The sequence below is a fragment of the Streptomyces sp. NPDC102467 genome, from assembly GCF_044765445.1.
Lineage (GTDB): Bacteria > Actinomycetota > Actinomycetes > Streptomycetales > Streptomycetaceae > Streptomyces.
Genome location: NZ_JBIWKA010000004.1, coordinates 143,139 through 162,884, shown reverse-complemented (window position 1 = coordinate 162,884; position 19,746 = coordinate 143,139). Strand labels below are relative to the sequence as shown.

At 70.3% G+C, this 19,746-nt stretch carries 21 protein-coding genes and 7 tRNA genes; 19 read left to right on the top strand and 9 right to left on the bottom strand.

What is annotated here, in order from left to right; all coding sequences use genetic code 11:
- Positions 1-222 precede the first annotated feature (222 nt).
- The 3 genes from ACIREE_RS09345 to ACIREE_RS09335 all read left to right on the top strand — a co-directional run bounded on the left by ACIREE_RS09345 (position 223) and on the right by ACIREE_RS09335 (position 1,951).
- Entirely contained in the window at positions 223-432 is a 210-nt protein-coding gene (locus ACIREE_RS09345) for a hypothetical protein (protein ID WP_404148598.1), read from the top strand.
- Positions 433-652: 220 nt separating this feature from the next.
- Complete coding sequence (locus ACIREE_RS09340) at positions 653-1,603, top strand: phosphotransferase family protein (RefSeq protein WP_404148596.1); 951 nt, start codon at positions 653-655, stop codon at positions 1,601-1,603.
- 69 nt (positions 1,604-1,672) lie between these two features.
- The gene (locus ACIREE_RS09335; RefSeq protein WP_363194890.1) at positions 1,673-1,951 is read left to right on the top strand and encodes a zf-TFIIB domain-containing protein; all 279 of its coding nucleotides are present in this window, start codon (positions 1,673-1,675) and stop codon (positions 1,949-1,951) included.
- 57 nt (positions 1,952-2,008) lie between these two features.
- Here ACIREE_RS09335 and ACIREE_RS09330 read toward each other — a convergent pair.
- The 5 genes from ACIREE_RS09330 to ACIREE_RS09310 form a co-directional block, all read right to left on the bottom strand.
- Positions 2,009-2,083 (bottom strand) — tRNA-Val (locus ACIREE_RS09330).
- Between the two features lie 42 nt (positions 2,084-2,125).
- A tRNA-Val gene (locus ACIREE_RS09325) sits at positions 2,126-2,197 on the bottom strand.
- Between the two features lie 38 nt (positions 2,198-2,235).
- Positions 2,236-2,307 (bottom strand) — tRNA-Val (locus ACIREE_RS09320).
- 1 nt (position 2,308) lies between these two features.
- Positions 2,309-2,382: transfer RNA gene (locus tag ACIREE_RS09315), tRNA-Cys, on the bottom strand.
- Positions 2,383-2,416: 34 nt separating this feature from the next.
- Positions 2,417-2,489, bottom strand: a tRNA-Gly gene (locus ACIREE_RS09310).
- Positions 2,490-2,774: 285 nt separating this feature from the next.
- On the opposite strand from ACIREE_RS09310, the gene ACIREE_RS09305 reads away from it, so the two are divergent.
- The 3 genes from ACIREE_RS09305 to ACIREE_RS09295 all read left to right on the top strand — a co-directional run bounded on the left by ACIREE_RS09305 (position 2,775) and on the right by ACIREE_RS09295 (position 5,780).
- Positions 2,775-3,821: a chorismate-binding protein gene (locus ACIREE_RS09305; RefSeq protein ID WP_404148593.1), complete on the top strand. Its 1,047-nt coding sequence runs from the start codon at positions 2,775-2,777 to the stop codon at positions 3,819-3,821.
- 36 nt (positions 3,822-3,857) lie between these two features.
- Positions 3,858-4,679, top strand: a complete 822-nt coding sequence (locus ACIREE_RS09300; RefSeq protein WP_404148590.1) for an aminotransferase class IV — start codon at positions 3,858-3,860, stop codon at positions 4,677-4,679.
- A gap of 276 nt (positions 4,680-4,955) precedes the next feature.
- Positions 4,956-5,780 (top strand): GNAT family N-acetyltransferase, encoded by an 825-nt coding sequence (locus ACIREE_RS09295; RefSeq protein ID WP_404148587.1) that lies wholly within the window; start codon positions 4,956-4,958, stop codon positions 5,778-5,780.
- 9 nt (positions 5,781-5,789) lie between these two features.
- Here ACIREE_RS09295 and ACIREE_RS09290 read toward each other — a convergent pair whose 3' ends face one another.
- Positions 5,790-6,293, bottom strand: coding sequence for a DsbA family protein (locus ACIREE_RS09290; RefSeq protein ID WP_404148584.1), 504 nt, complete (start codon positions 6,291-6,293; stop codon positions 5,790-5,792).
- A 178-nt stretch (positions 6,294-6,471) separates the two neighbouring features.
- Between ACIREE_RS09290 and ACIREE_RS09285 the strand changes: the two genes are divergently transcribed.
- Both ACIREE_RS09285 and ACIREE_RS09280 read left to right on the top strand, forming a co-directional pair.
- Positions 6,472-6,915: a hypothetical protein gene (locus ACIREE_RS09285; RefSeq protein WP_404148581.1), complete on the top strand. Its 444-nt coding sequence runs from the start codon at positions 6,472-6,474 to the stop codon at positions 6,913-6,915.
- Positions 6,916-7,157: 242 nt separating this feature from the next.
- On the top strand, positions 7,158-7,367 hold the full coding sequence (locus ACIREE_RS09280) for a hypothetical protein (protein ID WP_404148579.1): 210 nt from the start codon (positions 7,158-7,160) through the stop codon (positions 7,365-7,367).
- Between the two features lie 6 nt (positions 7,368-7,373).
- Here the strand turns inward: ACIREE_RS09280 and ACIREE_RS09275 are convergent, their stop codons facing one another.
- Both ACIREE_RS09275 and ACIREE_RS09270 read right to left on the bottom strand, forming a co-directional pair.
- The gene (locus ACIREE_RS09275) at positions 7,374-7,943 is read right to left on the bottom strand and encodes a CGNR zinc finger domain-containing protein (protein WP_404148576.1); all 570 of its coding nucleotides are present in this window, start codon (positions 7,941-7,943) and stop codon (positions 7,374-7,376) included.
- Between the two features lie 348 nt (positions 7,944-8,291).
- A complete protein-coding gene (locus tag ACIREE_RS09270) occupies positions 8,292-8,705 on the bottom strand; it encodes an SsgA family sporulation/cell division regulator (RefSeq protein WP_004002642.1) in 414 nt (137 codons plus the stop codon).
- Positions 8,706-8,895: 190 nt separating this feature from the next.
- Here ACIREE_RS09270 and ACIREE_RS09265 point away from each other — a divergent pair, with 190 nt between their 5' ends.
- From ACIREE_RS09265 to ACIREE_RS09225, 9 genes are all read left to right on the top strand, one after another.
- Positions 8,896-9,333, top strand: coding sequence for a TIGR02611 family protein (locus tag ACIREE_RS09265; RefSeq protein WP_404148573.1), 438 nt, complete (start codon positions 8,896-8,898; stop codon positions 9,331-9,333).
- A gap of 61 nt (positions 9,334-9,394) precedes the next feature.
- Positions 9,395-9,466: transfer RNA gene (locus ACIREE_RS09260), tRNA-Val, on the top strand.
- 213 nt (positions 9,467-9,679) lie between these two features.
- Positions 9,680-10,966 carry an ABC transporter substrate-binding protein gene (locus ACIREE_RS09255; protein WP_404148570.1) on the top strand — a complete coding sequence of 429 codons (1,287 nt, stop codon included), beginning with the start codon at positions 9,680-9,682 and terminating at the stop codon, positions 10,964-10,966.
- A gap of 14 nt (positions 10,967-10,980) precedes the next feature.
- Entirely contained in the window at positions 10,981-11,955 is a 975-nt protein-coding gene (locus ACIREE_RS09250) for a carbohydrate ABC transporter permease (RefSeq protein ID WP_404148567.1), read from the top strand.
- Positions 11,952-12,824, top strand: a complete 873-nt coding sequence (locus ACIREE_RS09245) for a carbohydrate ABC transporter permease (RefSeq protein ID WP_404148564.1) — start codon at positions 11,952-11,954, stop codon at positions 12,822-12,824. The genes ACIREE_RS09250 and ACIREE_RS09245 overlap by 4 nt, the downstream gene beginning before the upstream one ends.
- A gap of 20 nt (positions 12,825-12,844) precedes the next feature.
- Positions 12,845-13,411 (top strand): hypothetical protein, encoded by a 567-nt coding sequence (locus ACIREE_RS09240; RefSeq protein ID WP_404148561.1) that lies wholly within the window; start codon positions 12,845-12,847, stop codon positions 13,409-13,411.
- Between the two features lie 64 nt (positions 13,412-13,475).
- Positions 13,476-16,232: a Tat pathway signal sequence domain protein gene (locus tag ACIREE_RS09235; protein ID WP_404148558.1), complete on the top strand. Its 2,757-nt coding sequence runs from the start codon at positions 13,476-13,478 to the stop codon at positions 16,230-16,232.
- A gap of 85 nt (positions 16,233-16,317) precedes the next feature.
- Positions 16,318-16,773: an SRPBCC family protein gene (locus ACIREE_RS09230; RefSeq protein ID WP_404148555.1), complete on the top strand. Its 456-nt coding sequence runs from the start codon at positions 16,318-16,320 to the stop codon at positions 16,771-16,773.
- 39 nt (positions 16,774-16,812) lie between these two features.
- Positions 16,813-16,884: transfer RNA gene (locus ACIREE_RS09225), tRNA-Val, on the top strand.
- Positions 16,885-16,959: 75 nt separating this feature from the next.
- On the opposite strand, the gene ACIREE_RS09220 is transcribed toward ACIREE_RS09225, so the two are convergent.
- Positions 16,960-17,685: a 3'-5' exonuclease gene (locus ACIREE_RS09220; protein ID WP_404148552.1), complete on the bottom strand. Its 726-nt coding sequence runs from the start codon at positions 17,683-17,685 to the stop codon at positions 16,960-16,962.
- 214 nt (positions 17,686-17,899) lie between these two features.
- Between ACIREE_RS09220 and ACIREE_RS09215 the strand changes: the two genes are divergently transcribed.
- Positions 17,900-18,466 (top strand): DUF4365 domain-containing protein, encoded by a 567-nt coding sequence (locus ACIREE_RS09215; protein ID WP_404148549.1) that lies wholly within the window; start codon positions 17,900-17,902, stop codon positions 18,464-18,466.
- A 50-nt stretch (positions 18,467-18,516) separates the two neighbouring features.
- The gene (locus ACIREE_RS09210) at positions 18,517-19,734 is read left to right on the top strand and encodes a hypothetical protein (protein WP_404148547.1); all 1,218 of its coding nucleotides are present in this window, start codon (positions 18,517-18,519) and stop codon (positions 19,732-19,734) included.
- Positions 19,735-19,746 lie beyond the last annotated feature (12 nt).

Below are 19,746 nucleotides of genomic sequence, written 5' to 3'. Positions count from 1 at the left end.
CTCCACCCAGGGGAGTACGTGGGGCGGGAGCGGTCATCCTCCGGGAGGCCCGGCAATCGGTACGAGGGCATGACGTCCCCGGTGGCCGCCGCCCATAGATTTGAGGTCAAGCGGCGGGTGCAGCAGCACTCGTCCCCCGAGGCCAGGTACCCGCCGCTGCACACAACTCAAGATCCTGCAGGACCAGTCCGGCAGGACCCGAAACTCGACCGGGAGAGGACCATGGCGCACACGACACCGCGGACGACAGCGTTCCGCAGCACGTGGGCCCGCAGGGCTGTGTCTTTCAACAGCCCCGCGAGCGGCCGCCGTCACCCGCTGGTGGCCACGGCCATGGTTCTCCCTCTCGCGGCCCTGCTCGTCGTCGTTTTCGGCGGCTGGGACGCGATGGTCACACAAGCGTCGTCCGTGGGCGTGATGCTGGGGCGCTGAGCGGCGCCTCCAGGCCCGGAAGAGCGGTCCGGGCGGGGACATCCGACTATGAAACCCCGTGGGGACGGGGGTGCGGCGGACGGCACAAATGCCGCGTGCAGCTGGGGAGCTGCACGCGGCATTGCTTTGCCCGGCTGCTTTCCGGTGACGGGTCTTCGGTGCAAGGAGCCGCCGGCGGCCCCTGACCGGGTCCGCGCATGCCCGTCGTAGGCTCAAAGCCGTGACCACGCCCCTCGCGCCCGCGCTCCAGGCCACGGCCCACGGCACCTTCCACCAGGGCCCGGCCTCCTGCGTCTGCGGAGCGGCGACCCTCACCGACCGACCCGACGGCACCGTCGTCCGGCACGGCGACGCGGTCGCCAAGGCCCACGCTCCCGACACGGACCCCGCCGCACTGCGGCTGCGCCTCGCGGTGGCCGCCCACCCCGCACTCTCCGGCGTCCTCCTGCCGCCCCTGCGCGAGGCGGCGGAACCCTTGCACGACCGCCTTGTCACGTTCTGGCCGTACGGCACTCCCGTCGACCCGGACCACCCGGAACACGCACCCTGGGAGGCGGCCGCCACCCTGCTGGCCCGCCTGCACGCCACGCCCCTCCGCCAACTCCCGCAGGCGCTCCCGCCGATGAGGGGGCCGGTCAAAGCGGCCCGCGCCCTGGCCAGACTGAGCGCCACGGCCCCCGACCACCCCGCGGCCCGCCCCATCCGCAGTGCCTGGAGCACGCTCCCGCCATGGGCCCGCGCCGAGGTGCCGTACGAGCACGCCCGCGCGCTCTGCCACGGCGACCTCCACCTCGGCCAGCTGGTCCGCCACCCGGCCGGGTCGGGGCCCTGGCTCCTCATCGACGTGGACGATCTCGGAATCGGTGACCCCGCCTGGGACTTGGCCCGCCCGGCGGCCTGGTTCGCGTGCGGCCTGCTGCCCGCCGACGACTGGGCGCGCTTCCTCACGGCGTACCGGCGGGCGGGCGGCGCACCGGAACTCGGCGCCGCCGACCCGTGGCCCGCCCTTGACGTCCCGGCCCGCGCCCTGACCGTGCAGACGGCGGCCCTCGCCGTGACGAAGGCCGCCGACGCCGGCCGCCCGCTGGACGAGGTGGAGGTGGCGGTGGTCGACGCCTGTGACCGAATGATGCGCGTACCGCCCCAGTTGGGGCGGGATCCAGCCAAGTAGGGTGCACAGGACGGAAGCCGGGAAGTGTTCCGGCGAAGCAATGCCGAACGGCGAGGAGTTGACCCGTCCATGCAGTGTCCCAAGTGTCACGCACCGATGCACACGTACAACCGCAATGGCGTCCAGATCGAGCAGTGCAGCGGTTGCCGCGGGATATTCCTCGACTACGGCGAGCTGGAGTCGCTGACCCGTCTCGAGTCGCAGTGGCAGCAGCAGGCCCCGCCCGCGCCACAGGCGTATCCGTCCGCCCCGGCCCCGGCGTGGGGAGCGCCGCACCACGGCGGACATCACGGCGGTCACCACGGCCACCACAAGGGCGGCTTCGGCCGGATGCTCTTCTCGTCCTGAGCCCTTGGCGGCCTGAGCACGAAGAAGCCCCCGGTCCGAGGACCGGGGGCTTCTTGCTGGTGCGCGATACTGGGATTGAACCAGTGACCTCTTCCGTGTCAGGGAAGCGCTCTCCCGCTGAGCTAATCGCGCGGGACGGGCCAGACTCTACCAGGCTCCGTGAGGGGTGCTGCGTGCGCGATACTGGGATTGAACCAGTGACCTCTTCCGTGTCAGGGAAGCGCTCTCCCGCTGAGCTAATCGCGCGGGACGGATCGACGACGAACCGGAGTCCGAAGATCCAGTGCGCGATACTGGGATTGAACCAGTGACCTCTTCCGTGTCAGGGAAGCGCTCTCCCGCTGAGCTAATCGCGCATGGAGGTGGAGACGGGATTTGAACCCGTGTAGACGGCTTTGCAGGCCGTTGCCTCGCCTCTCGGCCACTCCACCAGGAGCGTAGGGGTCGGGAAGATCCCCCACATCGAGCGAACGACCGGGTTCGAACCGGCGACCTCAACCTTGGCAAGGTTGCGCTCTACCAACTGAGCTACGTTCGCGTGTCATTCCGATCGGCTTGCGCGTCCCGGCGACGTGTTGAACTCTAGCGGATTCCTGGGCCAGCACAAAAACGCGTTTGCTGTGGTGAGGGCAGCGTGCCGGGGGGCGAGCCGGGCATGCCCCGGGCGGAGCCCGCCGAGCACCTGCCCGCCCGAATCGGTCGCGCCGCGCCCTTGACGTCCGGCGAAGGCTGCGCAGGGTGACGGGCGAGCGCGGACGGTGAGCGGAGCAGCCCCGCGCCCGCCCCAGGTCACCCTCCCCACGACCCGCCTAAACTCGATGTCGTGATCGACGTCCCTCCCCTTGCCCGATTCGGCGAACTCCTCGCGACCGGTCTGCGCGACGTGACCAGCGACCCCGCGGCCCTGGATGCCACCGGCTTCTGGGCGGTGGCCGCCGACTTCGAGGGGCGCCTGGTCTGCGCCCGCTTCGCGGACGTACGCACGGAGCCGGTGCCCGCCCCGCGCCCCCGCGCGTGGCACGGCCCCGGGCCGGCCCGGTGGACGTCCTCGCTCGACCACGCCGCATACACCGAAGGGGTGCGACGGATACGCGCCCACATCGCGCTGGGCGAGGTCTATCAGGCCAACCTCTGCCGGGTCCTGTCCGCGCCGATCTCCGCCGACGCGGACGTCGACGCGCTCACCGCCCTCCTCGCCCGCGGGAACCCGGCCCCCTACGCGGGCGCGATCCGCCTCCCCGGCCACGGCGTGGAGATCGCGACGGCCTCACCGGAACTGTTCCTGCGCCGCCGGGGCCCGATCGTCGAATCGGGGCCCATCAAGGGCACCGGGCGGACCGAGGCGGACCTCCTGGAGAAGGACCACACCGAGAACGTCATGATCGTGGACCTGGTCCGCAACGACCTGGGCCGCGTCTGCGCGCCCGGCACCGTGACCGTCCCCGACCTGTGCGTCGTCGAGAAGCACCCCGGGCTCGTGCACCTGGTGTCGCAGGTCCGCGGCGAACTGCGCGAAGGCACCGGCTGGGCCGAACTGCTCGCCGCGACCTTCCCGCCCGGTTCCGTGACCGGCGCGCCCAAGTCCAGCGCGCTGCGCATCATCGACGCCCTGGAGACCGCGCCGCGCGGCCCGTACTGCGGCGGCATCGGCTGGGTCGACGCGGACCGCGGCACCGGGGAACTGGCCGTCGGAATCCGCACGTTCTGGATCGACCGGGGCGACGCGGGGGCCGTGCTGAGGTTCGGTACAGGCGCCGGGATCACCTGGGGCTCCGACCCGGAGGGGGAGTGGCGGGAGACCGAGCTGAAGGCGGCGCGGCTGCTCGCGGTAGCGTCGGAGGGGTACGACGGGCAAGCGAGCGGTTCGTAGTCCGGGCAAGGCCCGGGGAAGGCAGAGGGACCTGACGTGAAGATCTGGCTCGACGGCCGGCTGCAGGACACGGAGGAGGCGCGCGTCTCCGTCTTCGACCACGGGCTCACCGTGGGCGACGGCATCTTCGAGACCGTGAAGGCGGTCGGCGGCAAGCCGTTCGCGCTCACCCGGCACCTCGACCGGCTGACCCGCTCGGCGCGCGGCCTCGGCCTGCCCGAGCCGGACCTGGACGAGGTGCGCCGCGCCTGCGCCGCCGTCGTCGAGGCCAATCCGATGACGCTCGGCCGCCTGCGCATCACGTACACCGGCGGCGTCTCCCCGCTCGGCTCCGACCGCGGCGACGCGGGCACCACGCTCGTCGTCGCCCTCGGCGAGGTCACCCGGCGCCCCGACACCACCGCGGCGATCACCGTGCCGTGGACCAGGAACGAGCGCGGCGCCCTCGCCGGCCTGAAGACCACGTCGTACGCGGAGAACGTCGTCGCGCTGGCCCGCGCCCGTGAACTCGGCGCGTCCGAGGCCCTGTTCGCGAACACGCTGGGCCGCCTCTGCGAGGGCACCGGCTCGAATGTCTTCGTCGTCCTGGACGGGGAGATCCACACCCCGCCGGTCGCCTCCGGCTGCCTGGCGGGCATCACCCGCGCCCTCGCCGTCGAATGGACCGGCGCCAAGGAGACGGACCTGCCGCTGTCGGTGCTCGCCCAGGCCGACGAGGTGTTCCTGACCTCGACGCTGCGCGACATCCAGGCCGTGCACCGCGTCGACGACCGTGACCTGCCGGGCGCGCCAGGACCGGTCACGGCGAAGGCGATGCGCGTCTGGGACGAGCGGGCAGCGGACCACCTGGACCCGTAAACCTCCACAGACGGTGGACCACCTGGACCCGTAAACCTCCGCAGACGGTGGACCACCTGGACCCGCAAACCTCCGCAGACAGTGGACCACCTGGACCCGCGAACCTCCGCAGACGGTGGACCACCTGGACCCGCGAACCTCCGCAGACAGTGGACCACCTGGACCGCGAGCCCACAGACCGTCGGTCACCTTGATCCGCGGACGCGCGGGCAGCAGACCGCCCGAACCCGTAAATCCGCTGTCGTCCGCGGCGTACGGGCGGGTAGAACTCCCGTGATGACCACGACTCTGCGGCCGACCGAGCCGCTCCAGCGCACGGCCGACGGGTCGAGTTCGCGCCGCTACGCGGTGTGCGTGAACAGTCGCCCCGTCGGCACGCTCCACCTCGCCACGCACCCCGTGTTCGGCCCGCGGGTCGCCCGGGTCCTCGATCTGCGGATCGACGAGCCTGACCGGGGGCGCGGCCGCGCCACGGTCGCCGCGCTCGCCGCCGAGGAGGTGGCCCGCTCCTGGAACTGCCGTCGGCTCGAGGCGTCGGTGCCCGCGGACCAGGGCGGGTTGCTGCGGCTCGCGGGCGCGCTCGGCTATGTGGAGCGCAATCGGAACATGTCGAAGACGCTGCCCGAGCGGCCGCCGGCCCTTCCCGCGGGCAGCACCGGGCGCCGCATGGCGGAAGCCGAGTTCGGGCGGTGGCTGGCGCCGGCCAAGGAGCGGTACGCGCGCACCGTGGTCGAGCGCGGGGCCACGGAGGAAGAGGCCAGGGAGAAGGCCGAACGCGATCACGCGGCCCTGCTGCCCGAGGGCGTCGCGACCCCGGACGTCCTGATCAGCGTGCTGGAGCACGGCGGTGCGACGGTCGGCACCCTATGGCTGGCCCAGCGCGCCGACGGAGCGTACGTGTACGACGTGGAGGTCGTGCCCGACCAGCGGGGCCGGGGCCACGGTCGCTCCCTGATGCTGCTGGCCGAGGCCGACTCGATCGCGGCGGGCGCCACCCGCATCGGCCTCAACGTGTTCGCGGGCAACACCCCCGCGCTGCGCCTGTACGCATCGCTCGACTACGTGCCGACCCAGCACCACCTGTACAAGCAACTGCTCTGACCGGCGCCGCTACGGCTGCTCGGCGAGGAGCCGGTCGGCGATCTCCTCGATGCGCTCGCGCAGCCCTTGCTGGCTCTTGCCGCCGTCGAGGCGCTCGCCCCCGATGACGTACGTGGGCGTGCCGGTCACACCGATCGCCTTGCCCTCGGCCTGGTCGGCGTCGACGATCAGGATGTGCCGCCCGTCGATCAGCGCGGTGTCGACCTCATCGGCGTCCAGGCCGAGTTCACCCGCGACCTCGACGAGGAACGGCTCGCCCGCGCGGTCGAACTCCTCGACGCGGCCCAGCACCTCCTCCACGTAGGCCCATCCCTTGCCCTGCTCGAACGCCTCCTCGGCGGCCTGCGCACCGGCGAAGGAGTGCTTGTGCTTCTCCAGCGGGAAGTGCCGCAGCCGCAGCTCCAGCCGGTCGCCGTAGCGCTCGCGCAGCGCGCGGACGTCATCCAGGGCCGAGCGGCAGTCGGGGCACTGCAGCTCGCACCACACGTCAAGAATCGGGTTCGGGGCGTTCATGGCGTCAGTCTCCCAGGCCAGGTCGCCGCCCCCCAACCTGGACCTGCGGAGGAGAGGCGACCCCGAGATGTCCCTGAGGTCCGTCGCCGCCGTGGCCCGGGGCCATCCCGACGGTGCAGGATGGAAGGGGACGGAACGCCCCGCCCGTGACCGAAGCGACCGAGCCCTGGAGGACCGGATGATTGCCGAGACCGTCTGCTCCGCCGTGTCAGTGGCGGGCCTGGGCATCGCCGCGGTCACCGCCTACCGCAAGCGGTTCCTCGCGGCCGCCCGTACCGCCGCGTACTCCCTGGTCCCGTTGGGCCTGGTGATGACCGGCGCGGTCGGCTGGATCGCCGACACCGCGTTCAGCCCGACCGCGTGGGCCGGGTTCGGGGTGCTGGGGGTGGCCTGGCTGACGTTCATGGGGACCCGCGCGGTCGAGCGGCGCGGCGGCGGCACCCGCAAGGAACGCAAGGCGGCGGCGAAGGCCGCGCGCCGCGAGGCGGTGGCCCCTGCGGCGTCGGCGCCCTCGCTCGGCCAGAGCACGCGCCCCGCATCCGCCGCCAAGGCCGAGCCGAAGTCCGGAGCGGGCGAGGATTTCAGCGACATCGAGGCGATCCTGAAGAAGCACGGCATCTGAGCAAGGGCCGTTCAGGTCAACCGGGTTGACCCGCCTGGGTGGGCCGCGCTTCGAACGGCCTCCGGGCACCCGAAAGCCAACTCGCCTGCGGCGATGGGCTCGTAGGACTGGACGCACGTACGACAAGTACCGGATTTATCGCGCAAGTGCCCGGGTGCAGGGTCACGGAATCCGGCTAACTCCCGCCCCGATCGGGCGTGTTGGCAACCGGCGCCCTCGAGCTGCGACATCATCACGAAGAGATGCTGGACACACCGCAGCTGGCCGACCAGCTGGACGCCGACCAGGGGCAGGCGCCGCACGAAGAGCCCGCGCCGCCGCCCACACCCGCACCCCCCGACACCCGGCGAGGCTGCCTCTTCGCGCTCTCCCAGCCACCACTGATGATCTTCCTCGGGGTGATCGGCTGTCTGCTCCTGACGGCCGCACTGCACGACCTGCTGCTGCTGTGAGGGCCCTCAGCCCGCGGCCTCTTTGCGGCGCGCCCGATAGGCGGCCACATGCAGCCGGTTCCCGCAGGTGCGGCTGTCGCAGTAGCGGCGGGAGCGGTTGCGGGACAGGTCCACGAACGCGAACCGGCAGTCCGGCGCCTCGCAGCGCCGCAGCCGCTCCTGCTCCCCGGCGACGACGAAGAACGCCAGGGCCATCCCGCAGTCGGCGGCCAGGTGGTCCGCGACGGACGCGCCGGGCGCGAAGTAGTGCACGTGCCAGTCGTAGCCGTCGTGGTCGGTCAGCCGGGGTGTGGTGCCGGCCGCCGCGACCAGATCGTTGATCACCGTCGCCGCGCTGTGCGGATCCGATGCGGCGAACACTTGTGCGAATTTGGTCCGGATCGCACGGACCGTGGCGAGGTCACGCTCCGCGAGCAGGCCGACATCGCTGATCTCGTGCTTTCCTACGAAATCTGCGAGATCCGACAGCGTCGCGAGACCGTCGGAGTCCACGGAGCCGGTATCGCCGTCCGGTGCGGTGTTCACCAGATCGACCACGGCGTCGAGCGAGCACCGGGTGTCGTGGGTGATCAGCACGATTCGCTCCCTGGCCTGGGGGGTCGGGCCCATGCCCGCCGATGTCGGCCGAGCCCGGGCCCCTGCTGACGGATCTCCGCGGCGTCGCGACGCTCGGCACACACCCTCGCCGCTCCTTGTCCCACGGAGATTCGTCAGCAGGACCCTAGCGCCCTTCCGCAGCGGGGGGAGTCGCGCGCACGCAACGGCGCCACCCCCGTGGAAGCTCCCACGGCGGCGGCGCCGGTGTGTCTGCCCTATGCGGTTGTCCTGCACTTGCTGGATCGCGCCGTCTCCCCGAGTCGACGGCGCGAAGGCGCTCTCGCTCCGCTCACGCCGGCTGGCTGCCGGCGCGGGCCGCCCACGCGGCTAGCTTTCCGCGAGGATGTGCGAGAGCTCCTGATCGAGATCGAAGTGGCGATGCTCCGTGCCGGGTGGCACGGCGGCATCGGTCCGCTTCAGGAAGGACTCGAGGGCCCGCGCCGGGGCCTCGAGCAGAGCCTCGCCCTCTGGGGAGCTCAGGGCGATGCAGACGACGCCCTGACCATGGCTGCGGGACGGCCAGACTCGGACGTCTCCGGTGCCGGTCGGCCGGTGAAGGCCTTCGGCGAGGAGATCGCGGGCGAAAACCCACTCGACCGTCTCCTCGGCTCCGGTGTGGAAGGTGGCGTGCACGGCATACGGATCGGCCGTGTCATACCGCAGTCCTGCGGGTACAGGCAGTGAGGACTCGCTCGACACAACGAGGCGCAGGTGCAGCTCGCAGCTGACCGTGGTGTTCATAAGCGCCAGGGCCTTTCGCTCAGTGTGCGCTCGGGGATTCGCACGTCGGCGAAATCGACATGCCACCTACGGTGCCGTTGTAAACCCCTCTGAGTGTTTTGGGCGCCTTTACGTAGCTCGTACGGCCGAGTCTTATCCGGTCGGGAACGGCCATTCCGGTGACGCGAATGTGTCCGGTAGGTTTGGTGCCATGAATACGGGGAGTGACGAGGCGGCCGACCCGGCCGCCGGTGTCGAGGAGGACGCGTCCGGAGCGAAGCCGCTGGGCTCGCGGGCGCCGGGTTTCATCCAGGAGCGCAGGGCGCTCCATCTGAGCTGGCAGGTCGGCGTCTTCGTCGTCGGGCTCGCGGTCGTGGGCGCGGGCATCGTCATGCTGCCGCTGCCGGGCCCCGGCTGGCTGGTGATCTTCGGCGGTATGGCGATCTGGGCGACCGAGTTCGTCTGGGCCCAGCTGGTGCTGCGCTGGACGAAGCGCAAGGTCACGGAGGCCACGCAGCGGGCTCTCGACCCCAGGGTGCGACGGCGGAACATCATCCTGACCACGGTCGGGCTGGTGATCATCGCGGTGCTGGTCGCGGTCTACGTATGGAAGTTCGGGCTCGAGATGCCATGGAAGATCAAGCAGTGAGCGAGGGGCGCGGGGTGGTCTCAGGAACCCCCTGACATGGGGTAATGTTCTTCCTGCGCCCGGGCGATTAGCTCAGTGGGAGAGCGCTTCGTTCACACCGAAGAGGTCACTGGTTCGAACCCAGTATCGCCCACCCGGACCGAAGGCCCCGGAGACATCACGTCTCCGGGGCCTTCGTCGTTCCCGCGTATCCGTGCAGCGGTTCAGCCGGCGCTGTGAGCTGCGTATTCGAAGCGCTTCGACGCAATTCTTGCCTGAACCGTTGACGCGCTCCCGACACATCCCTACCTTTGCCCGGCAAGCGCTTTCCTAAAACGATTCAATGCGCAGGGTGGAGGGGCGAACTGTGCCTACGAACTGGGATCTCGACCGGCGTGGCCTGCTGAAGGTCACGGGAGGGTCGATCGCGGCGCTCGGTCTGACGGCGGCCGGCTGTGGCGGCGGGAGCGGCTCGGGCGACGGTCCGGTGACCCTTCGGTACGCGTGGTGGGGCGGGGAGCCGCGGGCCGTCGCGATCAAGAAGACGATCGCGCTCTTCGAGAAGAAGTATCCGAAGATCAAGATCAAGCCCGAATTCACCGACTACGAGGCGTTCTGGGAGAAGTTCCAGACGCAGGCCTCCGGCGGCAATCCGCCGGACGTTTTCCAGAATTCGGTCGCCTTTCTGCGCAAGTACGACAAGCGCGGTGTTCTGATGGATCTCAAGTCCCAGTCGGATGCGGGAAATCTGAGTCTGGAGAACTTCCGGAACGGAGTGTTGACGTCCGGTCAGGTGGATGGCGGCAAGCAGGTCGGAATACCCGTCGGTGCCAACACCATGGCACTCGTCATCGACCTCAACGTCTTCAAAAAGGCGGGCATAGAACCGAAGTTCGGGTGGACCTGGGACGAGTACTGGAAAGCGCTGCAGAAGATTCAGGACACCCAGAAGGTCGCGGGTGACACCGGCTACTTCGGCGTGATGTACATGTACGACCTGTTCCTCCGTCAGCACGGCAAGGCCTTCTTCACCGAGACCGGACTCGGCTTCACCGAGGCGGATCTGACGCAGTGGTGGAAGGACGGCTATACGCGGGTCAAGGCCGGACTCGTCGCCGACCCGAACAAGATCGATCAGGCGAAGCCCGCGTCCGGGCTCTCCAAGGGACTCGCCGCGGCCGAGTTCACCTGGGACAACTTCTCCGTCCGGTACGAGGGCGAGGGCGACTCCGATTACGGGCTCGTGTCGATCCCCACCACGGACGGCAAGCAGACAGGGCAGTACCTGTCCTCCCTGATGCTCAGCGCTTTCACCGGGACCAAACACCCCAAGGAAGTGGCCCAGTTCATCGACTTCATGGTCCACGACCCGGAGGTCGGCAAGATCATGGGCTACGACCGCGGCATCCTCGCGACCACCGAGCAGTACGACGCGTACCAGCCGACGGACAAGACCAACAAGGCCGTCGCCGCCTACGAGGCCGAGGTCTCCAAGGCCGGAGTACTCGGCAAGATGACCCCTCAGCCGTCCGGCACCGATGTCGTCGAGGCGGCGTTCCTGCGCATCGGTGGCGAGGTCGCCCACGGCAAGACCAAGCCGGCCGCTGCCGCCAAGCAGTTCTTCGGCGAGGCGAAGGCCGCGTTCGCGGGCTGAGGGGACATACGGCCATGACGCTACTCAAGGAAGCGCCCGCGCACCCGGCAGGGACGCGGTCCGCCGTGCCCCTCGCCGGGCGGCGCGGGCGGCGCCGCGAGAACCTCGCCGGCTATCTCTTCATGTCGCCGTGGATCGCGGGGTTCGTCCTGCTCACCGCGGGGCCGATGATCGCCTCGCTGTACTACGCGTTCACCAGCTACAACCTGTTCACCCCGCCCCAGTGGGTCGGCCTGGACAACTTCACGACGATGTTCCAGGACCCACGCTGGCAGAAGTCCGTGCAGGTCACCCTGAAGTACGTCGTGGTGGCCACGCCCCTGAAACTGCTGCTCGCACTCGGCGTGGCGATGCTGCTCGCGCAGAAGCGGCGCGGACAGGGCCTGTACCGGGCCGCGTTCTACCTCCCGTCACTCATCGGCGCCAGCGTCTCCGTCGGCTTCGTGTGGCGGGCGCTCTTCTCCGACAACGCCGTCGTGGACCGTACGCAGCGGATCTTCGGGCTCGATGTGGGTGGCTGGATCGGCAATCCCGACTACGTCATCTACGCCCTGGTCGCCCTGAGCATCTGGCAGTTCGGCGCGCCCATGGTCATTTTCCTTGCCGGGCTCAAGCAGGTGCCGCAGGAGCTGTACGAGGCCGCAGAGATGGACGGGGCGGGGCCACTGCGCCGGTTCTGGAACATCACCCTCCCGATGATTTCCCCGGTGCTGTTCTTCAACGTGCTGCTGGAGTCGATCCACGCGTTCCAGGTGTTCGGGTCGGCCTACGTGGTCTCCAACACGCAGTGCGGGCCGGCCGACGCCACCCTCGTCTACACCTGTTACCTCTACCAAAAGGGTTTCAAGGAGTCCCAGATGGGCTTCGCCTCCGCGATGGCCTGGACGCTCGTGATCGCGGTGGCACTCGTCACGGCCGTCCTGTTCTGGTCGCAGAAGAAGTGGGTGTACTACGCCAACAGCGCTGACAGCACGGAGGCCGCCAAGTGACCAGCGCCACCAGCCCCGTTGTGGCCCCCGCGAGCGAGCGGCGGCGTACCGGATCCCTCGTCTGGCACGTGGGCGCGCTCGTCGTCCTCGGGGTCATCCTCTACCCCGTGATCTGGGTGCTCGGCGCGTCCTTCAAGCCGAGCAAGGACATCGTCGGCAGCCTCGACCTGTTCCCCGGCAGCCCGGTCCTCGCGAACTTCTCCGGGCTCGCCGACGGCATCTCCGGCATCTCCATCAGCAGCTTCTTCGTCAACTCGCTGACCTATGCGGGCCTCGCCGTGATCGGCGTCGTCCTCTCCAGTTCGCTGACCGCCTACGCCTTCGCCAAGATCCGCTTCGCCGGACGGAACCTGCTGTTCACGCTGATGATCGGCACACTGCTGCTGCCCTACCACGTGCTGCTCATCCCGCAGTACGTGCTGTTCCGCAAGCTCGGCTACATCGACACCTTCGTGCCGCTCGTCGCCGGCAAGTTCCTGGCCACTGAGGCGTTCTTCGTCTTCCTGATGGTGCAGTTCATGCGCGGTCTGCCCAAGGAGCTCGACGAGGCCGCCAGGCTCGACGGCTGCGGGCACCTGCGGACCTACTGGTCCATCGTGCTGCCGCTGAGCCGGCCCGCGATCATCACCAGCGCCATCTTCACCTTCATCAATGCGTGGAACGACTTCATGGGGCCGCTGATCTACCTCAACAGCCCCGACAAGTACACCGTCTCACTCGGCCTGATGATGTTCCGGGACCAGGAAGGCATCTCCAACTACGGCGGTCAGATCGCCATGTCACTGGTGGCGCTGATCCCCGTCATCGCGTTCTTCGCCGCGTTCCAGCGCTACCTGATCGACGGCATGGCGACTTCGGGGCTCAAGTGACGAGCCGCCCAGGATCGGCCATGGTCGAGTCCCGGCGCCGCGTCGGGTTCGGCATCTTCGCCGAGTGCCTGCTGACCGGCGTGTGGATCGCGCTCGCGTCCCTGCCCGTCGTCACCGCCCCGGCCGCCTTCGCGGCAGGAGCCCGGCATCTGCGCCGGCATCTGGGCCAACGCATCGGCGGCCGACGGGAGTTCATCGCCGACTTCCGGCTCGCGGTCCGGCGCGGCTGGCTCGTCGGACTCGCCGGGACCGGGGCCTGCGCGGCCGTCTGGATCGATCTGCGCGTCGCGCGCTCCGGACTCCCCGGCGGCCGACTCGCCGCAGCCGTCGGCATCTTCGCGCTGCTCGGCGCCGCCGTCACCGTGCTGCGGGCCGCCGCCGTCTGGGAACCCGGAGCGCGCTGGCGGCCGCTGCTCGGCGCCGCTGCCCGGCGCACCGTCCGCGCCCCCGCCGGATCGCTGCTGCTCGTGTGCGGAATCGCCGTCGTGATCCTGTGCGCCGAATTCCTCGCACCGCTCGCCGTGCCCGTGCTCGGCGTCCTCGCCGCGGCGGCCGTCGCCGTGGAGGAGCGCGGCCGGACCCGCTGAAACCACCCCTCACTCCAACCCCCTTCTCGTACAGCACCTTTGGCATGCACGGAAAGGAACGACGATGTCCGCTGTATCTCCCGGTCTGCCCCGCAGGTCCCTCCTCAAGGCCGCCGCGGTCGCTGGTGCCGCCGCCCAGTTCAGCTGGGCCCTCGGCAGCAAGGCCGCGCAGGCCGCGCCGAGCGCCGAAACCGCTGAGGCCGAGCCCGTCACGCTCGGCTGGCTGGAGGGCGGCGGACTCGGCGCCGCCCCCGGCTCCACCGTCGGCGTGCCCTGGCCGAAGGGCGCGTACGAGAAGAGTCAGGAGTTCGCGCTCACCACCGCGGACGGTGCCCAAGTACCCGTACAGAGCTGGCCGTTGGCGCAGTGGCCGGACGGATCGCTGAAGTGGACCGCGCACGCCGTCGGCCCCGGCGCCGGTGACGGGAAGCTCACGCTGACGGCCGGGAACGCCGCCGCGCCCGCGAAGAAGGTCACCGTCGCCACGAACGGCGGCACCGTCACCGTCGACACCGGCGTCATCGTCGCCAAGCTGGGCAAGAGCGGATCGGCCCTCGTCAAGACCGTCACCCGCGGCTCCACCGAGATCGCCAAGGACGGCCGGCTCGTGCTGCTGCGCCAGGGCGAGATCGAGGACGGCGACCAGGGCACGGCGGAGTACGAGCGGTTCGAGAGCGTCATCGAGGAGACCAAGGTCGAACAGGACGGGCCCGTCCGCGCCGTCGTCCGCATCGACGGCAAACACCGTAAGGGGAAGCGCAGTTGGCTGCCCTTCTCGATCCGGTTCTACTTCTACGCGGGCGCCGACTCGTTCCGCATGGTGCACACGATCACCTTCGACGGGACGCAGGAACCCGGCAAGGCTTCCGGTGACTTCATCCGCGGGCTCGGCGTCCGCTTCACCGTCCCGATGCGCGACGCCGCGTACGACCGGCACATCCGCATCGGCGGCGAGTCCACCGGCATGATCCGGGAGGCCGTCCAGGGCATCACCGGGCTGCGCCGCGATCCCGGCGCGGCCGTGCAGGCGGCGCAGTTCGCGGGCGAGAAGCTGCCCGACCCCGCGACCTGGGACCAGCGCGTCACGACGCGGCTGCAGTACATCCCCGAGTGGGGCGACTACACCCTGTCCCAGCTGTCGGCCGACGGCTTCACCCTGCGCAAGCGCACGAAGAAGGGGCACGGCTGGATCGGCGCGGGCGGCGGCCGCCGGGCGAGCGGCTTCGGCTACCTCGGCGGCCCGAGCGGCGGCTTCTCCTTCGGCATCCGCGACTTCTGGGAGAAGCACCCGGCCGGCCTCGACATCCGTCACGCGGGGACCGACGAGGCCGAGGTCACGCTCTGGCTCTGGTCGCCGGAAGCGCAGCCGATGGACCTGCGCTTCTACCACGACGGCATGGGCCAGGACACGTACGCGGAACAGCTCGAAGGCCTCAACATCACCTACGAGGACTACGAGCCCGAGTTCGGCACGCCGTACGGGATCGCGCGCACCAGCGAGCTGCTGTTCTGGGCCAACGACGCCACTCCGAAACCCGAGGTCCTCGCCCAGCAGGTCGAGGCCGTACGCGTGCTGCCGCAGCTCACCGCACCGCCCAGGCAGCTCATCAAGGCGCAGGTCTTCGGACCCGGCCTCTACTCCGAGCCGGACCGCTCCACCCCCGCCAAGGCCAAGATCGAGGACCACCTCGACTTCCTCTTCACCTACTACAAGGACCAGGTGGAGATGCGGCGCTGGTACGGCTTCTGGGACTACGGGGACGTGATGCACTCCTACGACCCCGTGCGCCACCAGTGGCGCTACGACATCGGCGGCTATGCCTGGGACAACTCCGAGCTCTCGCCCGACCTCTGGCTCTGGTTCGCGTATCTGCGCAGCGGCCGCGCCGACATCTTCCGCTTCGCCGAGGCCATGACCCGGCACACCGGCGAGGTCGACGTCTACCACCTCGGAAAATGGGCCGGGCTCGGCACCCGCCACGGCGTCCAGCACTACGCCGACTCCGCGAAGCAGCAGCGCATCGCCAACACCACGTACCGCCGCTACTACTACTTCCTCACCGGCGACGAACGCGTCGGCGACCTCATGCACGCCAACGTCGACTCCGACGAGACGTTCCTCGTCCTCGACCCGCAGCGCAAGGTCCGCCCCGACCCCGACTACAAGCCCGACCGCAACGCCCTGTCCATCGGCTTCGGCACCGACTGGAGCGGCCTCGTCTCCGCCTGGCTCACCGAATGGGAGCGGCGCGGGCCCACGTGGGAGAAGGCCAGGGACCGGGTCCTGTCGACGATGGAGACCATCGCCGCGCAGCCCAACGGTTTCGTCCAGGGCAGCGGGCTCTACGACCTCGACACCGGCAGGTTCGCCATCGACGACAAGGCGGTGGTCGGTGTCTCCCACCTGTCGGCCGTCTTCGGTCTCAACGAACTCTGCGCCGAGCTGATCGACCTCGTCGACATGCCGGAGTTCGAGAAGGCGTACTACGACTACTGCCGCTACTTCAACGCCACCAAGGCCGAGCAGAAAGCGCGGTACGGAAGCGACTTCGGGTCCCTGCTGCTCTTCCAGGGGCACTCCCGGCTCGACGCGTACGCAGCCGTCCGCACCGGCGACGCCAAGCTCGCGGCGCGCGCCTGGGAGAAGTTCTACAAGAGCGACGGCTACACCGAGTCCTCGCCGTGGAAGACCGAGAAGGTCGACGGCCCGGTCACGCTCGTCGCGGGCACCGAGGCGAACTGGGTCTACACCAACGACACCGCCCTGTACGGCCTCGCCGCCATCGAGAATCTGGCGCTGGTGGGGGACAAGATGCCGTGACCCACTGTCCCGACCTCGGCAAGATGCCCCGAAGGAGTCGCTCTGCCGTACCCGGGAAGGGGATGTTCCGCGGCAGACTCGTGCCATGGACCGCAACGCCCTGAGCCGCTACCGCTTCCGCAGCGTATGGGAGCTGCCCGCGCCACCGGCCGCCGTGTACGCGGTCCTGGACCGGGCCGACGAGTACCCGCGGTGGTGGCCGCAGGTGCGCTCGGTGACGTCGCTGGACGAGATCAGCGGCGTCGCCGTCTTCCGGTCCTTCCTGCCCTACGAGCTCACGGTCACGGCCCGGGAGCGACGCCGCGACCCGGCCGCCGGGGTCCTGGAGATCGCCATGAGCGGGGACCTCGACGGGTGGGCGCGATGGACACTGACCGCACGCGGCGGCGGCACCCGCGCGGTCTACGACCAGGAGGTCGAGGTACGCAACGCCCTGATGCGCCGCTTCGCCCTCCTGGGCAGGCCCGCGTTCCTCGCCAACCACGCGTGGATGATGCGCGGCGGGCGGCGGGGTCTCCTCGCCCATCTGCGACCGGTTTGAACACAGGCCGCCGCGCCCTGTATTGTTCAACCCGTTCCCGGGCGATTAGCTCAGTGGGAGAGCGCTTCGTTCACACCGAAGAGGTCACTGGTTCGAACCCAGTATCGCCCACCCGGAAATGGCCGGTCCGTCGAGAGACGGGCCGGTTTTTCGTTTCTGCTTGTCGGGCCCCCAGCAGGGGAACGGTCAAGCCGCCGCCGGAAGTTCCGGCCGCAGCGGCCACGCCGGATCGACCACCTCAGGGGTACCGCTGCGCGCGAACCACGCCTGCAGGCCGCGGGCCTGTGCCGCGTGCCAGACCGCCTGGAGGGTGTGGAGCTCGGCGGCGGAGAGGCGTTCCAGGCGACTCGCGAAGCGGCGGCCCACCGCGCGGACCACGTCGAGTGCCGCCTGCGCGTCCGCGGCCGCGTCGTGCGCCTCCGCCAGCTCCACCTCGTAGTGCGCGCACAGGTCCGTCAGCGTGCGGCGGCCCTTGCGGTAGCGGTCCAGGTGCTTGTCGAGGACCCGCGGATCCAGCACGCAGAGCGGGTAGCTCTCCAGATAACGGCCCAGCGACGAAGCGCGGTGCCGCTTCAACTCCCGGTCCAGCATGGTCAGATCGAAGGGGGCGTTCATGATCACCAGCGGCCGTCCGGCCGCCGCCTGCTCGGCCAGCTCGCGGCCTATCTCCTCCATTGCGGGCGCCGGCCAGCGGCCGTTGCGCTGCAGATGCACGTCGGTCAGACCGTGTATCTCCGTCGCTCCGGCCGGCACCGGCACACCCGGATTGACCAGCCAGCGCCGCACCCGCGGCCGCGTTCCCGGTGCGTCCTGCACCACGATCGCCGCCGACACGATGCGGTCGGTCTCCACGTCCACCCCGGTCGTCTCCGTGTCGAAGGCGGCAAGGGGGCCTTCGTACCAGCACGTCATGGCAATGCAACTCCCTGTTCATGAGAGGCAGATGACATCCCGTCGGTTTCGCGTGCCCTGCCCGATTCGGTGATACCCGGGCCGTTTGCGTCGTACGCGGAGCGGTGACAACACAGATACGAGTCATGGCAGTTCAGCGGGGTGCCATTGACCCGGCTTTGATCAAACGCTTGATCTCCGCGGGGATTCACCACTCCGAAAGGCCAGTTGGACCATGGCGCTCGCGCAGCCCGAACAGGGCGGGCTGCTGCCCGAGCGGACCGCACCGTCGCGCGGCACACTCGCCACCACCGCCTGCATGGAAACGCTCCAGGTGGGCTATCTGCACGCAGTGGCCGCGGCCGCCGGATGCTCGCTCTCGCAGCCCTTTCCCGACAACGGCATCGACTGGCACGTCAGCCACAGCGCCCCCGGGCACACGGTCGACGACGAGGTCACCATCAAGGTGCAGCTGAAAGCGACCTACCAGATCGCGCCGAACCCGCCAGGACCGTCCTTCTCCTTCACGCTCGACAACCCCCACCTGGAGAAGCTCGCCCGGACCCCGGTGTCGGTGCACAAGATCCTCGTCGTGATGCTCGTGCCGCGCTCCCAGGACGACTGGCTGCGCGCCGGCCACGACCGGCTCGACCTGCGGCACTGCTGCTACTGGACCAACCTCGCCGGCCAGCCGGTCACCGGCCGGCGCAGGACCACCGTGCGCGTCCCGACCTCGCGGATCTTCGACGACCGCGCGCTGTGCGAGATCATGACCCGCGTCGGGACGGGCGGGCGGCCCTGACCGGTCGCAGGCACCCGGTCGACTCGGCGGGCCCGGAAGGGAGTTACGAGATGCAGCACCGCTCGACCGACGAGCCCGTACGGTCCCTCGGCGCGGCCCGCGCCCACCCCGTCGACCTCCCGGGACCCGAGCCGGGGCAGATCGACCCGGCCGTCCTCGGCGCCCTGCTCGCCCGGCACGGCTGGCGGCGGCGCGGCGGCGCCGCGGGACAGTACGCGCGCTGGACACCGCCCGGCCCGGGCACCGGGACCAGCCTGCTCGTGCCGGAGAGCCGGTCCTTCCCGGACAGTGCGGAACTGCTCGGCGAGGCACTGATCGCGCTGGAGCGCAGCGGCACACCGTCCGCCCGCGAAGTGCTCGTCGCGCTCGCCGTGCCGAGCGACGAGATCCGCTGGTGGCGGGATGTCCCCGAAGGACCGTCCGGCGCCGCCACCTGGACCGCGGAGGAGCAGCTCCGCTCCGCGGCGCGGCGGATGCTGCTCGCCGGGGCCCTCGCCGCGCGCGGACGCGCCGGGTACTACGGGGCCCGGCACCGGCGGCCCGCCGCCGCGGCCCTGGAGAACGTGCTGGTCCAGACGGCACCCGGCGGCCACCGGCTCACCGCCTTCGTCCCGGTCGGCGCGGGCCGCTCGCTCGCCGTCCGGCTGCACCAGGCGCTCTACGCGGTGCGCGAAGCCATCGACTACCGGCGGGCCACCGGCGGCATGGACGCCTTCGACGGCGCGATCGAGGCGGGCGTCAGCCACGAGCTGACCGAAGCGCTCGTCGCGCTGGTGCGCGGCACCGAGGGCGCGCGGGTCGGCGTCGCCTGGGCGCCCGCCGCCGGGGTGCCCGAGGAGTGCACGGACGGGGACGCGCCCGTCGAGTTCTCACCCGGCGACCTGGACGTGCTGCGCGCGGCCGGCGCCCGCTACCAGCACACCGAGCCCGCCGTCTCCGTCCGCGTCACCGGCACGGTCGTGCGGATGCGCAGGACAGGACCGGGCGGCGCGGGGACGGTGCGGCTGCATGTCATCGCGGGCGCCGAGGTCCCGTACGTCCGGATGACGCTCGATGAGGACGCGTACCGGACGGCGGGCCACGCCCACCTCGTCGGCTTGCCGATCCGGGTGCACGGGCGGCTGGAGAGCCGAGGCGGTTTCCGGCGTCTCACCGGCGCGTCCGACGTCGTACCCGTACAGGTGGAGGAGGCCGAGCGGGACCGTCTGATGAAGTCGCTGCAGGAGAATCTGGACTTCTTCGAGGAGGCGTGCGCGGGGGAGGAGTAGCCGGCCGCGGCC

Bases quoted from the DNA above. Each gene is read 5' to 3' on its own strand.
- ACIREE_RS09240 (WP_404148561.1), top strand. From the start codon at position 12,845: ATGGTCGAGTCCCGGCGCCGCGTCGGGTTCGGCATCTTCGCCGAGTGC.
- ACIREE_RS09215 (WP_404148549.1), top strand. From the start codon at position 17,900: ATGGCGCTCGCGCAGCCCGAACAGGGCGGGCTGCTGCCCGAGCGGACC.
- ACIREE_RS09210 (WP_404148547.1), top strand. From the start codon at position 18,517: ATGCAGCACCGCTCGACCGACGAGCCCGTACGGTCCCTCGGCGCGGCC.
- ACIREE_RS09295 (WP_404148587.1), top strand. From the start codon at position 4,956: ATGACCACGACTCTGCGGCCGACCGAGCCGCTCCAGCGCACGGCCGAC.
- ACIREE_RS09270 (WP_004002642.1), bottom strand. From the start codon at position 8,705: ATGAACACCACGGTCAGCTGCGAGCTGCACCTGCGCCTCGTTGTGTCG.
- ACIREE_RS09290 (WP_404148584.1), bottom strand. From the start codon at position 6,293: ATGAACGCCCCGAACCCGATTCTTGACGTGTGGTGCGAGCTGCAGTGC.
- ACIREE_RS09280 (WP_404148579.1), top strand. From the start codon at position 7,158: ATGCTGGACACACCGCAGCTGGCCGACCAGCTGGACGCCGACCAGGGG.
- ACIREE_RS09230 (WP_404148555.1), top strand. From the start codon at position 16,318: ATGGACCGCAACGCCCTGAGCCGCTACCGCTTCCGCAGCGTATGGGAG.
- ACIREE_RS09265 (WP_404148573.1), top strand. From the start codon at position 8,896: ATGAATACGGGGAGTGACGAGGCGGCCGACCCGGCCGCCGGTGTCGAG.
- ACIREE_RS09250 (WP_404148567.1), top strand. From the start codon at position 10,981: ATGACGCTACTCAAGGAAGCGCCCGCGCACCCGGCAGGGACGCGGTCC.
- ACIREE_RS09235 (WP_404148558.1), top strand. From the start codon at position 13,476: ATGTCCGCTGTATCTCCCGGTCTGCCCCGCAGGTCCCTCCTCAAGGCC.
- ACIREE_RS09285 (WP_404148581.1), top strand. From the start codon at position 6,472: ATGATTGCCGAGACCGTCTGCTCCGCCGTGTCAGTGGCGGGCCTGGGC.
- ACIREE_RS09335 (WP_363194890.1), top strand. From the start codon at position 1,673: ATGCAGTGTCCCAAGTGTCACGCACCGATGCACACGTACAACCGCAAT.
- ACIREE_RS09345 (WP_404148598.1), top strand. From the start codon at position 223: ATGGCGCACACGACACCGCGGACGACAGCGTTCCGCAGCACGTGGGCC.
- ACIREE_RS09220 (WP_404148552.1), bottom strand. From the start codon at position 17,685: ATGACGTGCTGGTACGAAGGCCCCCTTGCCGCCTTCGACACGGAGACG.